Here is a 24,577-nt window from a genome sequence, read left to right on the forward strand (position 1 = left end):
TGAACATACCAAAAGACTCTTTTCACCATGAACGAAACTGAAGCCCGCTCCGCACGCGATAACAACGAGGCTGCCCATGTTTCGTCGGTGCCCGTGGCGAAGCCGCCCGTCGAGGTCGATTACTGGTCGCTGGTGCAGTCGATCGAGGACTACGCAATCTTTCTGCTGGACCCGACCGGGCATATCGTCAGTTGGAACGTCGGCGCGCAGAAGCTGAATGGTTACGCGGCGCACGAAATCATCGGCCAGCACTTCTCGCAGTTTTACACCGCCGAAGCCGTGGCGCGCGGCTGGCCGGATTACGAGTTGCAGCAGGCAGCGCTGATCGGCCGCTTCGAGGACGAGGGCTGGCGGGTTCGCAAAGACGGCACGATGTTCTGGTCGAACGTGGTCATCACGGCGGTACGCAACGAGGCGGGTGTGCTGACGGGTTTTGCCAAGATCACCCGCGACCTCACTGCACAGCGCGAGTATCTGGAGGCGTTGCGGCAGAGCGAGGAGCGCTTTCGTCTGCTGGTCGACAACGTGAGAGACTACGCGATTTTCATGCTCGATCCGGATGGTTACGTGGTGAGCTGGAACACAGGCGCCGCGCGTATCAAGGGCTATACACGCGAAGAAATCGTCGGCCGGCATTTTTCGACGTTCTACCTGCGCGAAGAAGTGGCAGCCGGCAAACCCGCGCGCGAACTGGCGATCGCGAGGCAGGTCGGCCGTGTCGAGGACGAAGGCTGGCGCGTGCGCAAGGACGGTACGACCTTCTGGGCCAACGTCAACATTACCGCCGTGTATGACGAATCGAACCGGTTGCGCGGTTTCGCCAAGGTGACACGCGATCTGACCGAACGCCGCGAGCGTGAGGAGCTGGAACGTTCGGGCGAGCGTATGCGCAAGTTTCTGGCCACGCTCGCGCACGAGTTGCGCAATCCGCTTGCGCCAGTGCGTAACGCGATCGGTGTGATGCAACTCGAGGCGGGTATGAGTCCCACGCTGGCGCGCTCACGTGATCTGATCGATCGTCAGGTCACGCATCTCACGCGCCTTGTCGACGATCTTCTCGACGTCGGCCGCATCATGTCGGACAAAGTCGAATTGCGTCTTGCACGTGTCGATCTGGTCGAAGTAGTGGCGCGCGCGATCGAAGCCGCGCGGCCGTTTACCGATTCGCGCTCGCAGAGCGTGGCGACGCAGATGCCGGCCGAGCCGCTTGTCGTGAGCGGCGACACCACGCGGCTTGTGCAAGTGCTGCAAAACCTGTTGCATAACGCGTCGAAATTTTCACCGTCCGGCAGCCGTATCGAGATATTGGGGCGAATCGAGCCTCACATGGCGGTGCTGGAAGTGCGCGACCGCGGCCGCGGCATTCCTGTAGGTTCGCTCGATACGATCTTCGAGTTGTTCGTGCAGGAAAAGAGTGGGGAAAGCCTTGGCGAAGGTGGCCTCGGTATCGGCCTCACGTTGTGCAAATCGTTGATCGAAATGCATGGCGGCAGCATTATCGCGAGCAGTGCGGGCGAGGGATGCGGCAGTTCGTTCACACTCAGTTTGCCGCTTGCCGCGGCACCGGCCGAAACCCAGGTTGATCAGGCCGGTGTTGCGAGCACGGCGGTGGCGCCGTTACGAATTCTGCTAGTGGACGACAACCGCGACTCCGCCGACAGTCTTGCCATGCTGTTCGAACTCAAAGGCCACGAAGTCCGCATTGCCTACGACGGCGCGCAGGCACTCGATGTCGCGCCGCGCCTCGTACCCCACCTTGCCCTGATCGACCTCGCGATGCCAAAAATGGATGGTTTCGCGACGCTGGCGGCCTTGCGCGAGATGCCCGCGCTGGCCGGCACGGTGTTCGCCGCGATGACCGGCTTCGGGCACGCAAGCGATCGCGAGCGTACCCAGGCGGCCGGTTTTGACGCTCATCTCGTCAAGCCCGTGGACCTCGCGCTGTTCGAGGCGTTGCTGGAACAGGCGGAAGCGCGGCGCGGGTAGTGCGCTGCGGGCTGAAGTCAACGGCCGTGCTTCCTTCATACAAGCATGCTATGCGCCATCCTGAGCGCTATCACCCCTGAAATAGCTCGGCGTGTCCCGGCTGTTCGATCCCTGCGGCACGCCGCTTGCTGTTTGTCTGCACGCGCCGCTGCTATCCAAAGTCCGCGCGCATAGATCGAACTGCTTCAGGGAGGCACGATGCTCGACACGCGCGATCGAGCGGCCAGCGCGAGTGCGCTGTCGCCGGAACGAATCAGCAGAACCCACACTCGCGATCCTCATTCGGGATTCACCTCGCAATCGACGGTGCGCTCTGCCGGGTCGCTGGAAGATTTTCTGCATCACACGTGTTTCGATACGGCAGACCCCGCCGCGCTGGGCGATGTTTTTCACGCGCTGATCGAACGGGGCTATGACCGTTTGCCCTGCGTGCCGTTGCCGGGGCGCGGGCACACGCTCGCACGCTGGCGCGCCTTGGCCACGGTTGCCGCGTACGATCTCAGTCTCGTCAAACTGTTCGAAGGCCATACCGACGCGCTGGCGATTCTCGCCGAGTTGCACGGGCCCACGCCGTCCGTTGGCAGCCGCTGGGGAGTATGGGCGGCGGAGCCGCCTGACGCGCGCGTGCAGGCCAGCAAAGGTGCAAGTGGCGCTGACGATGCCGCGCAACTGACGCTGAACGGCACGAAAGCCTGGTGTTCGGGCGCGGGCGCGGTCAGTCACGCGCTCGTCACCGCATGGCTCGATGGCGAACCTGTGCTTGCAGCTGTCGCGATGGATCAGGCGTCGATTTCAATCGACACCTCGAAGTGGCAAGCCGTCGGTATGCAAGCCACCGCCAGTGCCGACGTTACCTTCAATCGGACCGCGGCCACGCTCGTGGGCGGCGCGCATGCTTACGTGCGCCGGCCGGGCTTCTGGCATGGCGGCGCCGGTATTGCCGCGTGCTGGTACGGCGCGGCATCGCAGATCGCGCGGACGCTGCGCGACGCATCCATGCAACGCGCCGACGAACATCGGCTTGCCCACCTCGGCGCGGTCGACGTGGCCCTGGCGGGTGCCGCCGCCGTGCTGCGGGAAACCGCCGCTCATATCGACACGAACCCCCAGGCCGACGCTCAACCAGAAGCCATGCGCGTCCGTCTCGTCGTCGAGGAAGCGGCCACCGAGGTGATGGCCCACGCGACACGTACGCTCGGTGCCGCTCCGTTATGCCGCGATGCCAGCTTTGCCCGGGCGCTGGCCGACCTGCCGGTGTTCCTGCGGCAAAGCCATGCCGAACGCGATCTTGCCGCGCTCGGCGAACTGATCGTCAAAGCCGGGCCCGGCTCTGTTGCCGGAGGTGCGCCGTGGACGCTCTGACGCGATACGCGGAGGGCCGCTGACATGTCCTCCACAGCGATGTATTTCGACGAACTCTACCAAAGCAGCGACGACCCCTGGCACCTGCGCGAAGGCTGGTACGAGCACCGCAAGCGCTCGCTTACGCTTGCCCTGTTACCGCGTCCGCGTTATCGCAACGCGTTCGAGCCGGGCTGCGCGAACGGCGAATTGACGGCCGCGCTGGCAAGCCGATGCGACGCGCTGCTCGCAGCCGATCTGCACGAAACGGCCGTACGTCTTGCACGCGAACGGGTGGCCGGCTTGCCGCAGGTCTGTGTGGAACAGCGCAGGGTGCCGCAGCAATGGCCGACCGAGGCGGGACCGTTCGAGCTGATCGTGATCAGCGAACTTGCTTACTACCTCGATGCAGCCGATCTCGAAACATTGGCCGCGCGAATTGCCGCGTCGCTCACACCGGACGGCACGTTGCTCGCATGCCATTGGCGCCGGCCGTTTGCCGAAGCGCTCGCCTCCGCCGATGCCGCGCACGCGTTGTTCGATGCGCGCTGCGGCCTGTCGCGTCTCGCGCATCACGACGAAGCCGATCTGCTGATCGACGTCTGGTCGTACGACGCGCGTTCAGTGGCGCAACGCGAGGGGCTCCTATGATCGGCGTGATCGTTCCGGCGCATAACGAAGAGGCCTTGCTGGCGCCGTGTCTTGCCGCGTTGATCGAAGCATCGCGCCATGCCGGTCTGGCCGGCGAGCCGGTGCGGATCGTTATCGTGCTCGATGCCTGCAACGATTTTTTCCGGCGCGGTGGCACGTGCTTACGGTGTCGAGACATTGACGCTGAAGGTGCGCAACGTTGGCATTGCGCGCGCGACGGGTGCCGATTTTCTGCTGGCGGACGGCGCCCGCTGGCTCGCTTTCACCGATGCCGATAGCCGCGTGTCGCCGGGCTGGCTGGTCGCGCAGTTGTCGCTGGACACGGACGCAGTGTGCGGCTCGATTGCCGTCGACGACTGGGCCACGCATCCCCACAGCGTGCGCGAATATTTCCGCAAAACCTATGTGGACGCCGATGGCCACCGCCACGTGCACGGTGCGAATCTCGGCGTCTCGGCCGAAGCGTATCGACGGGCCGGCGGCTTCCCGCCGCTCACGTGCAGCGAAGACGTTGCGCTGGTCGACCGCCTGATCGCGACTGGCGCCCGCATCGCGTGGAGCGCCGCACCGCGCGTGATCACGAGCGCGCGCACGGCGACGCGTGCTCGCGGCGGCTTCGGCGATACGCTCGCTGCATTGGCGAGCGGCTAGCGCGCTGGGTGGTCCGGTTCAGGCTCGAGGAACGAAGTGGGCGCCGCCATTTGAGCCGCAAGACGGACTGAGGCGGAGGGACTTTATCCTCGGCCGCCCCGCGAGATTTCTTCACCGGCGCCATGCGGCATGCGCAGCGTCACGGGAATCGACGCGAACGAGCACAGGCCCACCACCAGGAACGCGGGCCAGAAATCCGACCACGTGATGCTCGGATGGCCATGCAGTACGCGCGAAATCTGCAGCACGATACCGCCTATCGTCACGCCCAGGCCGAGCGACATCTGCTGCACTACGCTGCCGAGACTCGTGGCGCGCCCCACATCGCGGCTGGCGATTTCCGCGTAAGTCAGCGAGTTGAGACTCGTGAACTGCAGCGCCGGGAAGAAGCCGCCGAGCAAGACGACGAACCAGATGATCCAGGTCGGCGTGCCGGGAAAAAACAGTCCGCACGCCGCGATCGATATGCCTGAGAGCGCCGCGTTTACCACCAGCACCGAACGGAAGCCGAAGCGGTGCAGCACGCTTGACGCGACCGTACGCATGAACATGCCGCCGAATGCGGACGCGCAGGTGATCAGGCCGGACTCGAACGCGCTCATGCCGTGTCCTTCCTGCAGCATGAGCGGCAGCAGAAACGGCAACGCGCCGAGGCCGATACGAAACAACGATCCGCCGAGCACGCTCGCCTGGAACGTCGGCACTTTGAAAAAACGCAGATCTAGCAGCGGAAATTCGACGCGCTGCGCGTACACGACGTAGCCGAGAAGCAGAACGGCGCCGCTCGCGCACATGCCGAACGCGTTCTGATTCGAAATGAGCTCGCCGCCCACCAGCGACAGCCCGAGCAGAAGCAGCACCGCGCCGGCCGCCGACAGAAAGAAGCCGATCCAGTCGAGCGGGCCGGGATCCGGTTCGCGTGTATTGGCGATATAGCGGTTGGTCAGATAGATGCCGAGAATGCCGATCGGCACATTGATGAAGAAGATCAGACGCCAGTGCAGATAGGTGGTGATGAAGCCGCCGAGCAGCGGCCCGGCGGCCGGTCCGAGCAACGCGGGGACGCTCAGATAGTTCATCGCGCGGATGAAGTCGGACTTGTGCACCACGCGGAAGATGATGATCCGCCCGACCGGCACCATCATCGCGCCGCCGACGCCTTGCACGAAGCGGGCGAGGGTGAAGGTGGGCAGTGAGTTCGACGCGGCGCACAACAGCGAGCCGCCCACGAAAATGCCGATCGCGGTACGGAAAACCGTGCGCGCGCCGAAGCGGTCAGCGAGCCAGCCGCATACCGGGATAAACACGCCGAGACCCAGCACGTAGCTCGTTACCGCGATTTTCAGCGTGACCGGATCGCGCCCGAAATCGCGCGCCATGGCGGGTAAGGCGGTGACGATCACATTCGCATCGACGCTTTCCATGAACATCGCACATGCGACGATAAGGGGCGCAATCAGAGCTTTCTCGACGACGGTCATGGGGAGCAGGCGATCTGCGGCGGATGGCCGCAGGCAAAGGCGTCATTATTGCACCTGTACGGTGCGGATGGTTAATTGCGCGACGCCTGTGCGCCAACTGATGCCGCCCTTTTTCGAGATTGCGCGGGCCGCGGATGTCGGCCTCGCACAACATGCCGACAATGTTATTGATATTTGTTGCGGTGCGGCACGAGAAGACTATAATCGGGTTATTCCCTAGGTATAAACCCTATACAGGAGCCCGTCATGAACACTGCATCCAACACCGCTACCGTCCGCACCGCAACTGCCGCCAACACCACGTGGCTGGGCAAGCTCCGCGCCCTGGCTCTGCATGCGCTCAACCTGCATCTGCAAAACTGCGCGGTACTTGCCGAAGCGCATCGCCGCCCGCAGTAAGCGTCGCACCAACGGCCGGTATTTATCGTTACCGGCCCCGGAATCTCGAACACCAGACCGGTCGTCGTCGCGTGCGCGTAGAGCGTGCCGTCAGGGCCGACCTGGCGAGCTTCCGCCGTCGCCAGTTGCCGTCCGCAATAAATCACTTTGCCCTCGGCATGCACGCGCGGCATCACGGCTTTCATTCAGGCAGCTTCCTGCCGCCTGCTCCGGGCTCGCAACGTCGGGAGCCCGGTCCTGCGAGCATTAATCGCTGATGCGCGACGAAACCGGACGTTCTTTGGTCGCTCGCGCGGACAGTGCGCTGATCAGCAGCGCCATCGACACCAGTCCGACCAGATAGATACCCGCCATCACCCAATCCTGTTCTGCCATCATCGTTCTCCCTCAATTGCCGCCGTTCATGCTACGAAATCCCGGCATTGCGCCGTGCTATTGCTCTCGATTACGGCACGCGAAGCGAAAATCTTGATGGATAAAATCAGCCTTTAAATCAGTGCGCGATCGGTTGATTACGGCTGGGCGCCAAATCTTCGCCTCGTTATCTTCAATAAACGTTTAAAATCCCACCCCCTGTCGAGCCTCGCGGTCCGTATCGGCACGGCAACCCAGTCGGCAACTTCGACCGTTTGACGGGCGCGGGTTGCGCCGTCATGCCACGAAGCGTGTTCGGCTTCATTTACCGATCCAGGTTAAAACCCGACGAATTGAATGACATTGGCTAACAGTGTCAACCTTTTTAACGCTTTGCCGTTATCCATTTGTAATCGCCAGAGTAAGGCGACGCCGTGGCAGACGACCCGTCGCCGCGACAGCTCCAGGCAAGGCCCGCATTGACCATGTTCCACCGATATAACAACAGGTTCGACCGGCTAGGCGCGATGTTCGACCGAGTGTCCCGCGTGCTTGGCAAGCGGAGCATCCTCTCGCCCGTGCTCGCACTCGTCATTTGCGGGCTGCTGCTGGTCGTGCTGCAACATCTCTCGCAAGCAGTCGACTATCGCTCGGTCGTGCGCCAGCTCCGTCACCTGACGGCGGGCGAATGGGCCGCGGCGCTGGGCGCGACCGCGCTCAGCTACGTCGCGCTGGTCGGACGCGACGCGGTCGGCTTGCGCTACCTCGGCGCCGTGGTGCCGCGCGCGGCGCTGTGGATCGGCGCGACCGCGGGCTCCGCGCTTGGCAATGTCACCGGCTTTGGCGCATTGACGGGCGGCGCCGTGCGTGCGCGCGTCTATGGGGTGTCGAACGTCACTCCCGCGCAAATCGGCCGCATGACCGTGTTCACGAGCGTCTCGCTGGCGCTCGCGCTGGTGCTGATGACGGCGCTCGGCATGGTGTGCCTCGCCAACCCGCTCGCGGCGATGCTGCATCTTCCGCCGCTTACGCTGCGTTGGAGCGGCGCCGCGGTGCTTGCCGTGCTCGGACTCGCGACGGCCGCCTGCCGCCGCGAAACGCGCCCGGTCCGCACGCGCTGGCAGTGGCTGTCGTTCGATATCCCGGCGCGCCGCGATCTGCTCGCCCAAGTGGCCCTCGGCGTACTCGACGTGGTGGCCGCGGGCCTCGCGCTGTGGGCGCTGCTACCGCATGCGGATGTCAGCTTCGTGACCTTCATCACCGTCTATGCCGCCGCGATGCTGCTCGGCCTGATCGGCCACACGCCCGGCGGCGTTGGCGTGTTTGAAGCCGCCATGGTGTTCACGCTGAACGGCAGCGTGCAAACGCATCAGATGGTCGCGGCGCTGCTCGCCTATCGCGCAATTTACTTCGGTGTCCCGCTGATCGTCTCGGCGGCGCTGCTTGCCGGTTTCGAAGGCCGCGCGTTGAAAAGCCGTTTTTCGCTGCAGCATGCGGCGGCCGCGTCGAAACTCGCACCGCTGTTTCTGAGCCTCGTGACGTTTGTGGTCGGCAGCATGCTGGTGATTTCCAGCGCCACGCCCGCGTTCTGGCACCGCATCCGGATTCTGCGCGACGTGCTGCCGCTGTGGGTGCTCGAAAGCTCGCAGATGCTGTGCAGCGTGCTCGGCGTGCTGCTGCTGTTCGTCGCGCGCGGCTTGCTGCGGCGTCTGGATGCCGCGTGGTGGATGACGTTGCTGCTGGCGGTGTTGAGCCTCGCGCTGTCGTTGACCAAAGGACTTGCGTTTGTGGAAGCGGGCGTGCTCGGTATGCTGATCGCGCTGCTGCTGTCTACCCGTCGCCGCTTCAATCGTCATTCGTCGCTGTTCGCCGAACGCTTTACGATGAGCTGGCTGGTGTCGGTGGCGATGGTGCTCGCGCTCGCGGTGTGGGTGATGCTGTTTGCGTTCCGCGACGTGCCCTATACGCGCGACCTGTGGTGGCAATTCGCTTTCGACGAACGCGCCCCGCGTGCGCTGCGTGCGACGCTGGCCGCCAGCCTGTTCGCCGCGACGTTCGCGTTCTGGCAGTTGCTGCGTCCCGCGGCCGGCCGTTTCGTCATGCCCCCGGCGCAAGATCTGCAGGATGCGGCGCGTATTGTGCGGGCGCAGGAGCGCAGCGACGCCGGTCTCGCGCTGATGGGCGACAAGAGCTTCCTCTTTTCCGAATCGCGCCAGGCGTTCCTGATGTACGCGAAAAATGGCCGCACGTGGGCCGCGCTTCACGATCCGGTCGGTCCGCGCGAGGAGTGGGCCGGCTTGATCAGCAAGTTTGTCGCGCTTGCACACACACATGGCGGCCGCGCCGCGTTCTATCAGGTGCGCGCCAACGCGTTGCCGCTTTACCTCGACGCCGGCCTCACGCTGATGAAACTGGGCGAAGAGGCTCACGTGGTGCTCGACGATTTCGACCTGAAGGGCTCGCATCGTGCGCATTTGCGCTATGCGCTCAAGCGTGGCGAGCGTGACGGTTTTGCCGTCGAAGTGATCGATCAGGCCGACGTGCCGGCGTCGCTCGAAACGCTGCGCGAGATTTCCGACGGCTGGCTCGACAGCCGCGACGCGCGCGAAAAGAGCTTCTCCGTAGCCGCGTTTACCGACGAATACCTCGCCGCGCAATCCGTGATGCTGGTGCGCCAGAACGGCGAACCGGTGGCTTTCGTGACCTACATGACGACCGATCTGAACACCGAGGCGACGGTCGGCGTGATGCGCCACGTGGAAAGCGCGTCGCCGTATGCGATGGAGTATCTGTTCACCCAACTGGCGCTGCATCTGAAGCAGGCGGGTTTCCGTTCGCTCAGTCTCGGCATCGCGCCGCTCTCTGGCATGCAGCCGACGCCACTCGCGTCGCGCTGGCATCGGCTGGCGGGCATCGTGTGGCGCTTCGGCGGCCGCTTCTATAACTTCCGCGGACTGCGAGCTTTCAAGAGCAAGTTCCAGCCGCATTGGGAGCCGCGCTATCTCGCGGCGTCGGGTTCGATGAGCGTGTTCTTCACGCTCGCGGACCTGTCATTGCTGGCAGGAGGCCGGCGTTCATGACATTGCAATCGTTTTTCAGGCGCGCCATTGCGGCGAGCCTCGTTGCTGGCAGCACCGCTGCTTGCGCCGCAACCACCACCACTACCGCCACCGTGCCCGGCGGCCGTTATGGCGACGTAACGGTGACGCAGCCGGCCGGCCCCTTGCGCGGTCTGGTGGTGCTGTACTCGCCGGCTAGCGGCTGGAGTGCCGCCGACCAGCAAACCGCCGATGCGCTCGCCAAGGCAGGCGCGATGACCGTCGGCGTGGATACGGCGCGCTATGCGGCCAATCTGAGCGAGAAAAAAGAAACCTGTCATCAACTGGTGGGCGATGCTGAAGCGCTGAGCCATCAACTCGAACGGCAATCGCAATCGAGCCGCTATTTCGCGCCGATCGTCGCCGGTACGGGGCAGGGCGCGACGCTGGCGATGCATGTGCTGGAACAGGCGCCGTCGAATACGGTGGCCGGCGCGGTTTCGGTGGACGCCGAGCGCAATCTGGATCCGCGCTTTCAACCGTGCCCGCCGGACCCGACGATCATCCGCGACAAAGTACCGGGCTTCGTCGAAAAGGCGACGCCTGGCAACGGCGATCGCACGCAACTCGTAGCGTTGGTGACGCGGCATTTGCAGACGACCTCGGCGAGCGATGACGACGTCTCCGATCTGCCGCTGATCGAATTGCCGGCGGCGCATCCGAATGGCTTGATGGCGATTGTGATTTCCGGCGACGGCGGTTGGCGCGATCTCGACAAGACCATCTCGCTCGCGTTGCAGAGAGACGGCGTTTCAGTGGTTGGCATCGACAGTCTGCGTTACTTCTGGAGCGAGAAAACCCCGGCGCAGACGAGCCGCGATCTCGCGCGCGTGATGCAAACCTACGGCGCGCGCTGGCATGCGGAGCATATTGCGCTCGTCGGCTATTCGTTTGGCGCCGACGTGATGCCGTTCGCCTATAACCGCTTGCCCGAGGCGCTGCGCGCGAAAGTGTCGCTGATTGCGCTGCTGGGCTTTGCGCCCGACGCCGATTTCCAGATCCGTGTGGGCGGCTGGCTCGGTATGCCGGCAAGCGACAAGGCCTTGAAGGTGCAGCCCGAACTGACGCGTGTGCCGCCTGCGATCGTGCAATGCTTCTACGGTGAAGAAGAGAAGGACACCTTGTGTCCGGCGCTGGCCCTTACCGGCGTCACGGTGATTCGCACGTCGGGCGATCATCACTTTGGGCGCGACTACAACGCGCTGGAACGGCGCATTCTGGACGCCTTCAAGAAACAAAGCGGCGTGCGGTGATGCGTCCATGCGCATGACGCGTGTCGCTGGCGGCGCACGTCATACAGGCTCAGGCGGCGTTGCCCGATCTGGCTAGCAGGGATTGACAAAGGGCGCCAAGTCAACGAAGATCATTCGCATGAACTGCCTCGACATCCGTATTGCGCTGATTATTAGCACCATTCATCGAATGGTGGGTTAGCGCGCGTCTGATCGCAGTGACAATAACCCGCCCCACGAGGCGGGTTTTTTTATGTCCGCTTGCTGCCTGCCTCCTGGTGATCTCTCTGCTGATTTGTCCTTGCCGCCCAGGAGCTTGCCTTGCCGTTACACGAACTCAATCAGGTTGCCGACGCCGCCGACAGCGTGGCCTTGCGTCACGACTACCTGAAGAAAATCCTGACCGCGCGCGTCTACGACGTAGCCCGCGAGACCGAACTCGAACGCGCGCCGAATCTGTCGGCGCGCCTGTCCAATCCGGTTTATCTGAAGCGCGAGGACAACCAGCCGGTGTTCTCCTTCAAGGTGCGCGGCGCGTACAACAAGATGGCGCATATCCCGGCAGACGCGCTCGAGCGCGGCGTGATTACCGCGTCGGCGGGCAATCATGCGCAGGGCGTCGCGCTGTCGGCGGCCCGCATGGGCGTGAAGGCAATCATCGTCGTGCCGGTAACCACGCCGCAGGTGAAGGTCGACGCCGTGCGTGCGCATGGCGGAGCAACGGTCGAAGTCGTGCAGTTTGGCGAGTCCTATAGCGATGCGTACGGGCATGCGGTGAAGCTGCAGGAAGAGCGCGGCCTGACCTTCGTTCACCCGTTCGACGATCCGTATGTGATTGCCGGCCAGGGCACGGTTGCGATGGAGATCCTCAGCCAGCATCAGGGCCCGATCCACGCGATCTTTGTGCCGATCGGCGGCGGCGGACTCGCGGCAGGCGTTGCGGCATACGTGAAATCGGTACGCCCGGAGATCAAGGTGATCGGCGTACAGACCGACGACTCGTGCGCGATGGCCGCCTCGCTGAAAGCGGGTGAACGGGTCACATTGAACGAAGTCGGGCTATTCTCGGACGGCACGGCAGTCAAGCTGGTGGGCGAAGAAACCTTCCGACTGTGCCGTGACTATCTCGACGACGTGCTGCTCGTGAATACCGACGCGCTGTGCGCGGCGATCAAGGATGTGTTCCAGGACACCCGCAGCGTACTGGAGCCGGCCGGCGCGCTGGCCGTGGCCGGCGCCAAACAGTACGCCGAGCGCGAGGGCCTCGAGAACCAGACGCTGATCGCGATCACGTCGGGCGCGAACATGAACTTCGACCGCATGCGTTTCGTGGCCGAGCGTGCCGAAGTCGGTGAAGCGCGCGAGGCGGTATTCGCGGTGACGATTCCCGAGGAACGCGGCAGCTTCCGCCGCTTCTGCGAGCTGGTGGGCACCCGCAGCGTCACCGAGTTCAACTACCGGATTGCGGATGCCAGCTCCGCCCATATCTTTGTCGGCGTGCAGATCCGCAATCGCAGCGAATCGGCGCAGATTGCCGCGGCCTTCGAAGCACACGGCTTCGCCACCGTCGATCTGACTTTCGACGAACTGTCGAAGCAGCATATCCGCTACATGGTCGGTGGCCGCTCGCCGCTGGCGCATGACGAACGCCTGTTCCGCTTCGAGTTTCCGGAGCGGCCGGGCGCGTTGATGAAGTTCCTGTCGTCGATGGCGCCGAACTGGAATATCAGCCTGTTTCACTACCGTAATCAGGGCGCGGACTACAGTTCGATCCTGGTCGGCATCCAGGTGCCAGAGAGCGAGAACCGCGAGTTCGACCGTTTTCTCGCGACACTGGGTTATCCGTACTGGGAAGAGACGCAGAACTCGGCGTACCGCTTTTTCCTCGCGTAAGCCGACGTGGTGAAGGGGCGCAGGAACGGATCGGGGTTTACCTCAATGCCTCGCAAAACCATGTGCCTGGTCGCCGCTCAGCCGGCCAGGCGCGATCGCCGTCTGGGCAACGCCAGAGCGCATTTGCGCGCCATAGGACTGCCCAAACCGATGCGTTCAATATCTCCAAACTAGATAACGCATATCCGCCATATCGCGTTGCGCGATACAGCGCATGATTGTCAAACTGCGTGCAAATCAATCGCCGCATTCAGGAGACAACTCATGCGCACCCAAGTTGGCATCATCGGTGCCGGGCCTGCGGGCCTGCTTCTTTCCCACCTTCTTCATTTGCGCGGCATCGACTCCGTCGTGCTCGAATCGCGTACCCGCGAACAGATCGAATCCACCATCCGCGCCGGTGTGCTCGAACAGGGCACGATGGACCTGCTCACCGAAGCCGGCGTCGGCGCGCGCATGAAGGCCGAGGGCGCGTTGCATCACGGCTTCGAACTGGCTTTCGAAGGCAAGCGCCGCCGCATCGATCTGACCGGACTCACCGGCCATTCGATTACGGTCTACGCGCAGCACGAGGTCATCAAGGATCTGGTCGCCGCGCGCATGGCTGCCGGCGGCGCTTTGCGCTTCGGGGTGACGGATACCTCGCTGCACGGCATCGATACCGACACGCCGTCGATCCGCTATCACCACGAAGGCGAGGCATGCGAACTGCAATGCGACTTCGTGATCGGTTGCGACGGTTCGCAAGGTATCTCGCGTGCATCGATTCCGCAGGCTTTGCGCAAAGACTTCGAACGCGTGTACCCGTTTGGCTGGTTCGGCATTCTGTGCGAAGGGCCGCCGTCGTCGGATGAATTGATCTATGCACGGCACGAGCGCGGTTTTGCGCTGATCAGCACGCGCTCGCAGAACGTGCAGCGCATGTATTTCCAATGCAATCCTAAGGATTCCGTCGACAACTGGTCCGACGACCGCATCTGGACCGAATTGCACGCACGCGTCGATTCGCACGATGGTCAGAAAATCGTGGACGGCAAGATATTCCAGAAGAACATTGTCGGCATGCGCAGTTTCGTGTCGGCCACGATGCAGCATGGCCGGCTCTTTCTCGCCGGCGACGCCGCGCATATCGTGCCGCCTACCGGCGCGAAGGGCATGAACCTCGCTGTCGCCGACGTGCGTGTGTTGACCCAGGCGCTGAACGCGTTCTACGTCGAAAATCGCACGGACCTGCTGGACGGTTACAGCGAAACCGCGCTCAAGCGGATCTGGCGCGCCGAGCATTTCTCGTACTGGATGACGAGCATGATGCACCGTATTGAAGGCGCGTCGCCGTTCGAACAGCAGTTGCAGGTGGCCGAACTCGAATACGTGACCACGTCGCGCGCGGCGGCTACCGCGATGGCAGAGAACTACGTGGGCGTCGCGGCGGTATAGGGCGAATTGATAGCCAGCGTTTATAGAACACGCACCGATGTTTTTTCAGTCAGAGGAGCTGCGCAGCGCCGGAGAAATTCCGGCAAACCCTTGATGGGCAGGCTTTCGCCATTGTAGTGTCAAAAGCAACAGTGAATTCAGGATTGGGGGATTTATCCGTACCCGATCCGCTCCTAGACTTGTTTCATCCGCTGCACTACACGTCATGTTTGCAGCGCGTGCAAGTCAATCTCTGGAGGTGGTTTCATGAAATCGCTCATCAAAGCTGTTGCGTTCGCTGTTGTTTTCGGTGCCCCGATCGCTTCGTTCGCGCAATCGAATCAATCGGTCCCGCAAAACGCGCAGGGCGCGCAAGCGCAGGTTTCCGCACAGCAAGGCGCTCGTCAGGCCGATACCAGCGGTTACGGTTCGGGCAGTCACGGCACATGGCAAGCCGGTCGCGGCAACGATACGACGGTCAGTTCCTATTCGCCGCCGATTTATAACGCGCGCTAAGGGAAAAACGCAGGAACAAGCGAAGGGAATAACGAAATACCTGATTTATCGCAGCGCCGCTGGACACATTCAGCATCTGCGAGTCGACTATAAAAAGCCGGTCATCGAACCTGTTTCGATGACCGGCTTTTTTGCGTGCTCATCGTGCTCATCGTGCGCTTATTGCGCGCGCAACAGGGTCATCTCGTTGCGTAGTAAAGCGCGAAGGTCGTCGTCAGTGGGCCGCGTGCCCCAGTGGCGCGCGCCGGCCACCGATGCAATCGCGATCCACGAGTGAGGTGGAAACCATTCGCGAAGCACGGTGCCGTCCTGACGCAAACACAATTGACCGGTCTGTTCGCTGTATTCGGCGGAAATGACCGCGCCGTCGATGTGTGTGGTTACACGCCTTGGATCGTTGCGTAGCAAATCTTCGCTCCTGCAAAAGATTGGGCGCGAATGCAGGCGTGGGCCAGCCGCGTCAGCGACGCCGCTACGGCCCATGCCTTAGTGATCGCCCCGGCCGTGATCGTCGCCATGGCCGTGCCAATCGCCGTGGTCGCCGCCATGACCGTGCCAATCGCCGTGCGGGCCTTCACGATAGCCGCGTGCGTCGTGCCATTCGCGGTCGCGATGGCGCTCTTCCCACTCGCGTCGCTCCCAGTAGCGGTGGCCGTCGTAATAACGCTCGCCGTACCAGCCAGGACTCACCACGACCACCGGCGGAGCGGGCGCGTAGACCGGCGGCGGGGCATAGACCGGCGCGGGGGCGTAGGCCGCACCTGGAATACCGATGTTCACGCCTACATCGACGTGTGCCAGTGCGACAGAAGATGCGCCGACCCCCAGACCTGCAACGACAGCCATGGACAGCCAGCGGCTTCGTGAATTGCTCATGTTTTATTCTCGGTTTTTAAGATTGAGTGTGGAGTGCGCCACATCGCCGGCGCTTAGGGCGCTTAGGGTGCTTAGTAATGGTCGTGATAGTGGTCGTGATCGTGATAACCGCCCTCGGGGACGACGATGCAGCCGCCCAATGCACTGCCGAGGGTGATCGCCAGCAGGACCAGCGCGAAAATTCGTTTCATGACGATGCTCTCCCTTTTACGTGTGATCGAACTCTACTGAGCAGCGGGATTACCGGTGTGTTCGTGTGTAACAGGACGTGTCGATTTCTTTGCACGTCGGCGTCGTTCATGACAAGGGCAGGGGAAGGGGCGCGGCATGGCGATTAGCCGTTCTGATGGCGAGACGTTGGCGGGCAACCCGTTGAGCACGCTATGGAAAATGTTGAACCCGTGTGCATCCCGCCCACTCGGGCGGCCCGATGCGCGTGCGTATGAACAATTGAAGCAGGCGCGACGGAGCCTGTCTTCGAGCGTATGCAGAGCGGATACATTCAGTTGCAGACTCGCGATGCATCGCGGCATCAGCTTCTCTTAAGGTTTGATCCGTAGCATCCCGCGGGAGTACGCTTGGAACGTGTGCGTACCCTGCACAAATGCGCTCCCCATTCAATCGCTTCACTGCGGCTACATCATTTTCATGACCATGCGATCGGACCCGGCCAGTTTCTCGCGCTATGCATCAGGCTATGACGGCGTAGCCAGGTTTCTCCACTGGCTGGTGGTCTTGCTGATTGCCGCGCAGTTCGTGATCGGTTGGACCATGCCGGATATCCATAAGGGCACGCGGCCCGACGGCCTGATCGCGTGGCACCTCGGTGTGGGTGCAACACTGATTGCAGCGGTGCTGGTGAGAATCGTCTGGCGTCTTACGCACACGCCAGCACCTGCATCGCTTTCGCCTTTTTTCCGTGTCGTTTCAAACATCACGCACGGTCTTCTTTATCTCGCGCTTGTGGTTGTGCCCGTGCTGGGATGGGCCAATGCGTCTTCGCGCGGATGGTCCGTCAAGCTGCTCGGTGTGTTGCCATACCCCGGCATCGCGCCGGTCGGCTCGTCAGTCGGACATGAAATGGGCGATATCCATGGCTATCTGGCCTGGGTGTTGTTCGCGCTGATCGCGCTGCATATCGCGGCAGCGCTGTTTCATCGCCTGGTGCTCAAGGATCAGACGTTGCAGCGCATGCTGCCGTGATTCTGCCGTGATTGTGGCGATTTTGACGTCATCGCATCCGCGCGCGATCGTCATGCCCGAATGCGTGATAAGCACAGAAAAAACAAGTGTTTTACGTGCGCCGTCAACACTGGTTAGATCGAGGCATCGTCCTTGAACCCAGGAGTTGCCTCGCATGTCGAATCTCAGTCTCGCGACGTCCAACGCGTTGGACATTCATCCTGTCACCGGCCGCATTGGCGCGGAAATTCGCGGCGTGCGCCTGTCGGGCCAACTCGAACCGGCAACCGTCGAAGCGATTCGCGCCGCACTGGTGCGCCACAAGGTGATCTTTTTTCGCGGCCAGGCGCACTTGCAGGACGCGGATCAGGAAGCCTTCGCGAGGCTGCTCGGCGACCCGGTTTCGCATCCCACGGTGCCGGTGGTGGATGGCACCGACCACCTGCTCGAACTCGATTCACATCGCGGTGGCCGCGCGAATTCGTGGCATACGGACGTGACGTTCGTCGATGCGTATCCGCAGGCGTCGATCCTGCGCGGCGTGACGATTCCGGAGGTGGGTGGCGACACCGTCTGGGCCAACACCGCCACGGCTTACGACGATCTGCCGCCGCCGCTCAAAGCGCTCGCCGAGCAACTGTGGGCGGTGCACAGCAATGAATACGACTACGCGAGCTATGGCAACGTCGGAGACCGTGGCCGGGATGCCGAAGCGCTCAAACGCTATCGCGAAGTGTTCGTGTCGACGCGCTACGAGACCGAGCATCCGGTCGTGCGTGTCCATCCGGAAACCGGCGAAAAGACGCTGATACTCGGCCATTTCGTGAAGAATTTCGTCGGCCTCACGCCGGCTGCGTCGGCGCATGTGCTGGAATTGCTGCAAGCCTACGTGACGCGACTCGAGAACATTGTGCGCTGGCGCTGGCAGGCAGGCGACGTTGCGATCTGGGACAACCGCGCGACCCAGCACTATGCCGTCAACGACTACGGCGATGCTCACCGCGTGGTGCGTCGCGTGACGCTGAAGGGGGACGTACCGGTCAGTGTCGACGGACGCCGCAGTTTTACGCGCAGCGTCGAGCCGAATCCGGCTGTGAAGGCCGCTTGAATCTCGCGAGGCGTTTCGCGGTTTTAGCTCAAGCCTTCGATAGCGGCTTGCTCATCTGTCGCCGCCTCGCGATAGCCAAGCCGCGCCGAGATCGCGAGCCCCGATTGCTTGAGTAGGGCGACGTAGTGCGATTTCGTGTCGGCGCCGCAGCGCATGGTTGGAAACGAAATCGACAGGCCGGCGATCACGCGGCCAAAGCGGTCGAACACCGGCACCGCGAGACATTGCAGGCCTTCTTCCTGCTCCTCGTTGTCCTCGCCATAGCCTTGCTCACGCACCCGCGGCAGGATGCTGAGCACGGCGTCGGCGCAGGCGAGCGTCTTTTGCGTCGACTTGCGGAATTCCACGTGCGAGAGGACTTCGCGTGCTTCGGCCGGCGGCATCCACGCAAGCAGCACCTTGCCGATTGCCGTACTGTGCAGCGGATTGCGGCGGCCGATTCGCGATTGCATGCGCAGCCCGTAATCGGCGTCGATCTTGTGGATGTAAATGATGGCGTCTTCATCGAACGCGCCGAGGTGGACTGCCTCGCGCGTGACCTGGCCGATATGGCGCATCTCGATGTCGGCCTCGCGCACCAGGTCGACGCTCTCCAGCGCTTTCGCGCCGAGTTCGAACAGGCGAATGGTTAGCCGGTAACGCTCGGTTTCGACTTCCTGGGTCACATAGCCGAGCGCTTTCAGTGTCTGAATTACGCGGTGCACGGTGGTCTTCGACATATCGAGCCGCTGCGACAATTCGCTGATGCCGATCTGTCCGCTGTCGCCGATCGCGCCGAGAATCGCAAAGACCCTGCCGATCGACGAGGCCGACTCGCCCTTGTCGTTGGCGAGGCCACCCGCGCCACCCGCGCCGTCCCCATCTTGCGCGTACGCGCTGTCGTCGCCTCTGCGCTGTTTGCCCATTGCTGCCATTTCCGTCCTTCCCCTGTTGATGCCAACCTGATCAAAAATCGATCATGGCCCTGGCCGAGCGTTCTTCGGCGCCGAGAGGATACCGTGTCCCGCGATCCGTGCAACCCGTGCTCGACCCGTGCTGCTGTCACGCTAGCGCGCAAGCCAGCCGCCGTCTACGGCAAGCGTATGCCCGTGCACGTAGTCCGACGCCGATGAAGCGAGGAATACAACCGGTCCCGCGAGATCCTCCGGCGTGCCCAGCGGCCTGCCGGCACGCGGCTGAGAATTTCTTCGTTACGCTGCGTGTCGCCGCGCAGCGCTGCTGTGTTCGCGGTCGCCATGTAGCCCGGAGCGATCGCGTTCACGTTGATGCCGTGCGCGGCCCATTCATTCGCGAGCAGCCGCGTAAGACCGAGCACGCCGCTTTTCGACGCCGTGTAGGACGCCACGCGTATGCCGCCCTGGAACGACAGCATCGACGCGACGTTGATGATCTTGCCGCCGCTTTGCTGTTGCACGAACTGCCGCGCCACGGCCTGTGAAAGAAAGAACACGCTCTTCAGGTTGACGTCCATGACGGCGTCCCAGTCGGCCTCGCTGAAGTCGAGTGCGTCCTCGCGGCGGATGATGCCCGCGTTGTTCACGAGCACGTCGACGCGGCCAAATGCTTCGACGGCGGCGCGCACGATGTCCTCGACCGGGGCGATCGACGCGAGGTCGGCGCGCACATCCGCGAAGCGGCGGCCGGCCGCCTTGACATGTGCGGGCGTGGCGCCGGCGTCCGCGCGGCTCACGCCGACGATATCGCAGCCGGCCGTGGCAAGCGCGACGGCCATGCCGGCACCGAGGCCCGCATTGCTGCCGGTGACGATAGCGACCTTGCCGGTCAGATCGAAGGTGTTCACTGTGCGTGGGCTCCTATGGTGCTGAGGGTGCCGAGGGTGCCAATGGTGCCTTTCCTGCCGGTCGTATCCGGAGTGGCCAGCATGCCGCGCATCAACGCAGATCGCGCACGGCGAGGTGATCCATATCGCTGAACACCTGATTTTCGCCAACCATGCCCCAGATGAAGGTGTACGCGCGCGTGCCGACGCCCGAGTGAATCGACCAGCTCGGCGAGATCACGGCTTGCTCGTTGTGCACGAGAATGTGCCGTGTCTGGCTCGGCTCGCCCATCATGTGGAAAACGGCTGCGTCGTCGGCGATATTGAAATAGAAATACACCTCCATGCGGCGCTCGTGCGTGTGGCACGGCATCGTGTTCCAGAGGTTGCCCGGCTCGAGTTTGGTCATGCCCATCGAGAGCTGGAAGGTGGGCAATACCTCGGGGACGATGAACTTGTAGATGGTGCGGCGGTTGCTTGTTTCGGGCGCGCCGAGCGTTTCGGGCGAGGCCTGTGCGAGTGAGATCGTGCGGGTGGGATACGTCTCGTGGGCGGGCGCGCAGTTCAGATAGAACTTCGCGGGGCGCGCCGCATCGTCGCTGCCGAATGCAACGGCCTGCGCGCCCTTGCCGATATAGATGGCTTCTTCATTGCGCACCGTGTGGCGCGTGCCGTTCACGTCGACCCAGCCATCGCCGCCGATATTGATCGCGCCGAGTTCGCGGCGTTCCAGCAAGTAGTTGACGCCGATTGCCTTGCCAAGCGAGGCGGGCAGTTCGACCGCGCGCGAGGCCGGCCATACGCCGCCGACGATGATGCGGTCGATGTGACTGTAGGTGAGTTGCAGCGCGTCGCGTTCGAACACCTGCTCGACGAGAAACTGCTTGCGCAATCCCGCGGTATCCAGCGTCTTCGCGTACTCGCTATTGATGCTCTGTCTCACTTCCATTGTTGTGTTCTCCGATCGGATTGGGCGCCCTGGCAGGCCGTATTGCGGTGCCGGTCTGTTCTCGACTGTAGCGCAGATTTTAAATTATGGAACGCTGGTCCGAAAATATTGCAACGCCGCATCAAGAGTAGCAAGGCTTTCAGGCTAACAGCGGGTAAACGATGAGCGGGAAGCTTATCAAAATCGGAACGTTGTTCCTATCGCGGTGCTATATTGCGCCGAAAGGGAGTCGCCCGGCGCAAGAACGGGACATCACCCCGGGTGATCCACCCGATAACTGGACGGAAAGTCCATGGAGGAGGCATGAAGCTCAAGAAGGCCATCGACCGCATTCCAGGCGGCCTGATGCTGGTGCCATTGCTGCTCGGCGCCTGTGTTCATACGTTTGCACCGGGCGCGGGGAAATACCTCGGGTCGTTCACGAATGGCCTGATTAGCGGCACCGTGCCGATTCTGGCGGTGTGGTTCTTCTGCATGGGCGCGACCATCGACCTGCGGGCGACAGGCGTTGTGCTGCGCAAGTCGGGCACGCTGCTCGTGACCAAAATGGTGGTGGCGTGGATTGCCACGATCGTTGCTTCGCACTTCATTCCGATCGACGGTGTCAAGGCGGGCCTGTTCGCCGGCCTCTCAGTGCTCGCGATCACGACGTCGATGGACATGACCAACGGCGGCCTCTACGCGGCGGTGATGCAGCAATACGGCAGCAAGGAGGAGGCGGGTGCGTTCGTCCTGATGTCGATCGAGTCGGGGCCGCTCGTCAGCATGATCATTCTCGGCGCGACCGGTGTCGCGTTCTTCGAGCCGCGGCTGTTCGTGGGCGCGGTGCTGCCGTTCCTGATCGGCTTCGCACTGGGCAATCTGGACAGTGACCTGCGCGAGTTCTTTGGCCGCTGCGTGCATCCGCTGATTCCGTTTTTCGGCTTCGCGCTCGGCAACGGTATCGACCTTAACGTGATCGTCACGAGCGGCTTGCCAGGCATCGTGCTGGGCCTCGGGGTGATCGTCGTGACAGGCATTCCGCTGATCCTCGCGGATCGCTGGATCGCGGGCGGAAATGGGGCGGCGGGGTTGGCGGCTTCGTCGACGGCGGGGGCCGCGGTAGCGAACCCCGCGATCATCGGCGAGATGATTCCGCGCTTCAAGCCGCTGGTGCCGGCCGCGACGGCGATGGTCGCGACGGCTTGTCTCGTGACGGCGATTCTCGTGCCGATTCTGACGGCGCTATGGGTGCGCCGGCATCATGCGCGGGATGCGTTGCGCGAAGAGTTCGCGGCGGCGACAACGCCACCGCAGCCGCTGGGTGAGCGGGACGTGCACGTTTGAAGGTGGCGGGGGCGGCGGGTTCTCACCGCCCCAGCTTTTTCTCCAGCATGGCCTTCACCTCCGTCCATTCTTCATCGATGATGCTAAAGCGCACCGAGTTGCGCTTGCGGCCGTCCGGCATGATCCGTTCATGCCGGACAACGCCTTCCTGTTTCGCGCCGATCCGCAAAATCGCCGCTCGCGATTTCTCGTTGAGTTCGTCCGTAGTGAACTGCACGCGCACGCATTGCATCGCTTCGAACGCGTGACTCAGCAGCAGGTACTTCGCCTCGGTATTCACCACCGAGCGCTGCATCGATGCGCTCAGCCACGTGTGCCCGATTTCCAGCTTCCGGTTCACCCGGTCGATCTTCCAGAAGCGGGTGCTGCCGACAATCGCGCCGGTATCGCGCTTCACGATCACAAACGGCATCACCGTGCCTGCCGCGCGCCCATCGAGTGCGGTGGCAATGTAGCTGCCGACGGTTTCCGGCCCCGGCACGACCGTCAGCTTCATGTTCCACAACTGGCCGTCCGCGGCGGCGTCGAGCAGGCCCTGCGTGTGTTCCTGCTGAAGCGGCTGGAGTTCGACGCTTTGTCCGGTCAGCGTAGGTTGCATGAGGTGCGGGGCGATGTCGTTCATGAGCAGGCAGAATTTCTTTGCAAGAAAAAAGTCCGCGAACGAACGCTCGCGGACCTGGCACTACGATCAAAGCGGCGGACGAGGTCGGCAACCTCGCCCTGAGGCCTCGCGGCCTCGATGTCTTAAGCCGCCGTCACCGAAACGGATTTGGTGACCAGATAGCCTTCCATCGCTTCCGGACCGCCTTCCGACCCGTAGCCCGAATCCTTCACGCCGCCAAACGGCATTTCCGGCCAGGGCGTGGCAGGCTGGTTGATCCACAACATGCCGACTTCCATCCGTTGCGACAGCAGGTGCACGTTACTGAACGACTTCGTGAACGCATAGCCGGCCAGACCGTACGGCAGGCGATTCGCCTCGGTGATCGCTTCTTCGAGCGTGTCGAAACCGCGGATCGCGGCGATCGGGCCAAACGGCTCGTTGTTGAACACGTCCGATTCGAGCGATACGTTGGTCAGCACGGTCGGCGCGAAGAAGTTGCCCTCCGAGCCTACGCGTTCGCCGCCCGTCTCGACCTTGGCACCGGTCTTGCGCGCGTCGTCAAGCACCTTGCTCATGGCGGTGAGACGGCGCGCATTGGCGAGCGGCCCGAGGGTCGTGCCTTCGGCCAGACCGTCGCCGAGCTTGAGGCTTTCAGCATGTTTGACGAGCGCCGCGGCGAATTCTTCGCGGATGCTGTTGTGCACCAGAAAGCGGGTCGGCGAAATACAGACCTGGCCGGCATTGCGGAACTTCGCACCCCCTGCGGCCCTGACGGCCAGCGCTACGTCGGCATCTTCTGCCACGATGACGGGCGCGTGACCGCCCAATTCCATCGTCGCGCGCTTCATGTGCGCGCCCGCCAGTGCGGCCAGTTGCTTGCCGACCGGGGTCGAACCCGTGAACGTGACCTTGCGGATCACCGGGTGCGGAATCAGGTAGCTGGAAATCTCGGCCGGATCGCCGAACACCAGGCCGACCGTGCCGGCCGGCACGCCGGCTTCAACGAATGCCTGCAGCAGCGCCGCCGGCGACGCCGGGGTTTCTTCCGGCGCCTTGACGAGGAACGAGCAGCCGCACGCGAGCGCCGCGCTCAGCTTGCGCACGACCTGATTGACCGGGAAATTCCACGGCGTGAACGCGGCTACCGGACCGATCGGCTCCTTGAGCACCGTTTGCTGCACTGCCAGATTGCGTGAGGGTACGATCCGGCCGTAGACGCGGCGGCCCTCGTCGGCGAACCATTCGATGATGTCCGCGGCGGACAGCATTTCGACGCGTGCCTCGGCGAACGGCTTGCCCTGTTCCTGGGTCATCAGACGGGCGATGTCGGAAGCGCGTTCGCGCACCAGCGCGGCAGCTTTGCGCATGGTGGTGGCACGTTCGTTGGCCGGAATTTTGCGCCAGGCTTCGAAGCCGCGTTGCGCGGCGGCCAGCGCCCGGTCGAGATCGGCGATGCCGGCGTGGGCCACCTTGCCGATAGCCTTGCCGGTGGCAGGATTGATGACGTCGAGGGTTTTGCCGCTGGCGGCGTCGCACCACTCGCCGTTAATCAGAAGACGGGTATCGGTATAGCTCGAGGTGGCCATGCTGGGTTCCTGTAAGTGGGAAAACGACAGGCCGCGCGGTTGGGGTACTGGCTGAACCTGCGCGGCCAAGGCTGGACTGCCGATAGCAAACATCTTATCTGATTGCGCGCGATTGCATCGGCAGCACGCCTATCAGGCGTGCGCGGCA

20 protein-coding genes and 3 pseudogenes are annotated in these 24,577 nt (G+C 63.1%); 13 read left to right on the top strand and 10 right to left on the bottom strand.

The features are described from left to right. Positions 1-27 precede the first annotated feature (27 nt). The 4 genes and pseudogenes from GH665_RS09275 to GH665_RS09290 all read left to right on the top strand — a co-directional run bounded on the left by GH665_RS09275 (position 28) and on the right by GH665_RS09290 (position 4,629). Positions 28-1,986, top strand: a complete 1,959-nt coding sequence (locus GH665_RS09275; protein ID WP_153135606.1) for a PAS domain-containing hybrid sensor histidine kinase/response regulator — start codon at positions 28-30, stop codon at positions 1,984-1,986. Between the two features lie 198 nt (positions 1,987-2,184). Beyond that, entirely contained in the window at positions 2,185-3,348 is a 1,164-nt protein-coding gene (locus GH665_RS09280) for an acyl-CoA dehydrogenase family protein (protein WP_153135607.1), read from the top strand. A 24-nt stretch (positions 3,349-3,372) separates the two neighbouring features. Continuing rightward, entirely contained in the window at positions 3,373-3,978 is a 606-nt protein-coding gene (locus tag GH665_RS09285; protein ID WP_153135608.1) for a class I SAM-dependent methyltransferase, read from the top strand. After that, positions 3,975-4,629: pseudogene (locus GH665_RS09290) on the top strand (glycosyltransferase family 2 protein). The gene GH665_RS09285 and the pseudogene GH665_RS09290 overlap by 4 nt, the downstream one beginning before the upstream one ends. 83 nt (positions 4,630-4,712) lie before the next feature. Here the strand turns inward: GH665_RS09290 and GH665_RS09295 are convergent. Next, positions 4,713-6,110 carry an MFS transporter gene (locus GH665_RS09295; protein ID WP_030102858.1) on the bottom strand — a complete coding sequence of 466 codons (1,398 nt, stop codon included), beginning with the start codon at positions 6,108-6,110 and terminating at the stop codon, positions 4,713-4,715. A 246-nt stretch (positions 6,111-6,356) separates the two neighbouring features. On the opposite strand from GH665_RS09295, the gene GH665_RS38720 reads away from it, so the two are divergent. Continuing rightward, on the top strand, positions 6,357-6,509 hold the full coding sequence (locus GH665_RS38720; RefSeq protein WP_167530933.1) for a hypothetical protein: 153 nt from the start codon (positions 6,357-6,359) through the stop codon (positions 6,507-6,509). A 38-nt stretch (positions 6,510-6,547) separates the two neighbouring features. Here GH665_RS38720 and GH665_RS39085 read toward each other — a convergent pair. Both GH665_RS39085 and GH665_RS39415 read right to left on the bottom strand, forming a co-directional pair. Further along, a pseudogene (locus GH665_RS39085) lies at positions 6,548-6,682 on the bottom strand (aromatic compound catabolic protein); the annotation flags it as partial. 73 nt (positions 6,683-6,755) lie between these two features. Continuing rightward, positions 6,756-6,884, bottom strand: coding sequence for a hypothetical protein (locus GH665_RS39415; RefSeq protein WP_281357279.1), 129 nt, complete (start codon positions 6,882-6,884; stop codon positions 6,756-6,758). Positions 6,885-7,390: 506 nt separating this feature from the next. Between GH665_RS39415 and mprF the strand changes: the two genes are divergently transcribed. The 5 genes from mprF to GH665_RS09325 all read left to right on the top strand — a co-directional run bounded on the left by mprF (position 7,391) and on the right by GH665_RS09325 (position 15,018). Continuing rightward, positions 7,391-9,943 carry a bifunctional lysylphosphatidylglycerol flippase/synthetase MprF gene (mprF, locus tag GH665_RS09305; RefSeq protein ID WP_246216175.1) on the top strand — a complete coding sequence of 851 codons (2,553 nt, stop codon included), beginning with the start codon at positions 7,391-7,393 and terminating at the stop codon, positions 9,941-9,943. Beyond that, the gene (locus GH665_RS09310) at positions 9,940-11,214 is read left to right on the top strand and encodes a virulence factor family protein (protein WP_153135610.1); all 1,275 of its coding nucleotides are present in this window, start codon (positions 9,940-9,942) and stop codon (positions 11,212-11,214) included. Before mprF ends, GH665_RS09310 begins: the two co-directional genes overlap by 4 nt. 300 nt (positions 11,215-11,514) lie before the next feature. Beyond that, positions 11,515-13,086, top strand: a complete 1,572-nt coding sequence (ilvA, locus tag GH665_RS09315) for a threonine ammonia-lyase, biosynthetic (protein ID WP_153135611.1) — start codon at positions 11,515-11,517, stop codon at positions 13,084-13,086. Positions 13,087-13,350: 264 nt separating this feature from the next. Next, the gene (locus GH665_RS09320; RefSeq protein ID WP_153135612.1) at positions 13,351-14,523 is read left to right on the top strand and encodes a 4-hydroxybenzoate 3-monooxygenase; all 1,173 of its coding nucleotides are present in this window, start codon (positions 13,351-13,353) and stop codon (positions 14,521-14,523) included. A 246-nt stretch (positions 14,524-14,769) separates the two neighbouring features. Further along, entirely contained in the window at positions 14,770-15,018 is a 249-nt protein-coding gene (locus GH665_RS09325) for an OmpH/Skp family outer membrane protein (protein ID WP_153135613.1), read from the top strand. A 159-nt stretch (positions 15,019-15,177) separates the two neighbouring features. On the opposite strand, the gene GH665_RS09330 is transcribed toward GH665_RS09325, so the two are convergent. After that, a complete protein-coding gene (locus GH665_RS09330) occupies positions 15,178-15,426 on the bottom strand; it encodes a hypothetical protein (protein ID WP_153135614.1) in 249 nt (82 codons plus the stop codon). Between the two features lie 78 nt (positions 15,427-15,504). Beyond that, positions 15,505-15,894: a hypothetical protein gene (locus GH665_RS09335; RefSeq protein ID WP_153135615.1), complete on the bottom strand. Its 390-nt coding sequence runs from the start codon at positions 15,892-15,894 to the stop codon at positions 15,505-15,507. Positions 15,895-16,542: 648 nt separating this feature from the next. Here GH665_RS09335 and GH665_RS09340 point away from each other — a divergent pair. Both GH665_RS09340 and GH665_RS09345 read left to right on the top strand, forming a co-directional pair. Further along, positions 16,543-17,097, top strand: coding sequence for a cytochrome b (locus GH665_RS09340; protein WP_246216176.1), 555 nt, complete (start codon positions 16,543-16,545; stop codon positions 17,095-17,097). A gap of 154 nt (positions 17,098-17,251) precedes the next feature. After that, on the top strand, positions 17,252-18,184 hold the full coding sequence (locus tag GH665_RS09345) for a TauD/TfdA dioxygenase family protein (RefSeq protein ID WP_153135616.1): 933 nt from the start codon (positions 17,252-17,254) through the stop codon (positions 18,182-18,184). 23 nt (positions 18,185-18,207) lie between these two features. Here the strand turns inward: GH665_RS09345 and kdgR are convergent, their stop codons facing one another. The 3 genes and pseudogenes from kdgR to kduI form a co-directional block, all read right to left on the bottom strand. Beyond that, positions 18,208-19,098 carry a DNA-binding transcriptional regulator KdgR gene (gene kdgR / locus GH665_RS09350; RefSeq protein ID WP_153135617.1) on the bottom strand — a complete coding sequence of 297 codons (891 nt, stop codon included), beginning with the start codon at positions 19,096-19,098 and terminating at the stop codon, positions 18,208-18,210. A 132-nt stretch (positions 19,099-19,230) separates the two neighbouring features. Beyond that, positions 19,231-19,985 (bottom strand): annotated as a pseudogene (gene kduD, locus GH665_RS09355) (2-dehydro-3-deoxy-D-gluconate 5-dehydrogenase KduD). Between the two features lie 91 nt (positions 19,986-20,076). Further along, positions 20,077-20,913, bottom strand: coding sequence for a 5-dehydro-4-deoxy-D-glucuronate isomerase (gene kduI / locus GH665_RS09360; RefSeq protein WP_153135618.1), 837 nt, complete (start codon positions 20,911-20,913; stop codon positions 20,077-20,079). Positions 20,914-21,216: 303 nt separating this feature from the next. On the opposite strand from kduI, the gene kdgT reads away from it, so the two are divergent. Further along, positions 21,217-22,239, top strand: coding sequence for a 2-keto-3-deoxygluconate transporter (gene kdgT, locus GH665_RS09365; RefSeq protein ID WP_120343024.1), 1,023 nt, complete (start codon positions 21,217-21,219; stop codon positions 22,237-22,239). A 22-nt stretch (positions 22,240-22,261) separates the two neighbouring features. Here kdgT and GH665_RS09370 read toward each other — a convergent pair whose 3' ends face one another. Then, complete coding sequence (locus GH665_RS09370; RefSeq protein WP_153135619.1) at positions 22,262-22,861, bottom strand: GNAT family N-acetyltransferase; 600 nt, start codon at positions 22,859-22,861, stop codon at positions 22,262-22,264. Positions 22,862-22,983: 122 nt separating this feature from the next. Continuing rightward, on the bottom strand, positions 22,984-24,429 hold the full coding sequence (locus GH665_RS09375) for an NAD-dependent succinate-semialdehyde dehydrogenase (protein ID WP_153135620.1): 1,446 nt from the start codon (positions 24,427-24,429) through the stop codon (positions 22,984-22,986). Positions 24,430-24,577 lie beyond the last annotated feature (148 nt).

Source organism: Paraburkholderia agricolaris, assembly GCF_009455635.1.
Taxonomy (GTDB): Bacteria; Pseudomonadota; Gammaproteobacteria; order Burkholderiales; family Burkholderiaceae; genus Paraburkholderia; species Paraburkholderia agricolaris.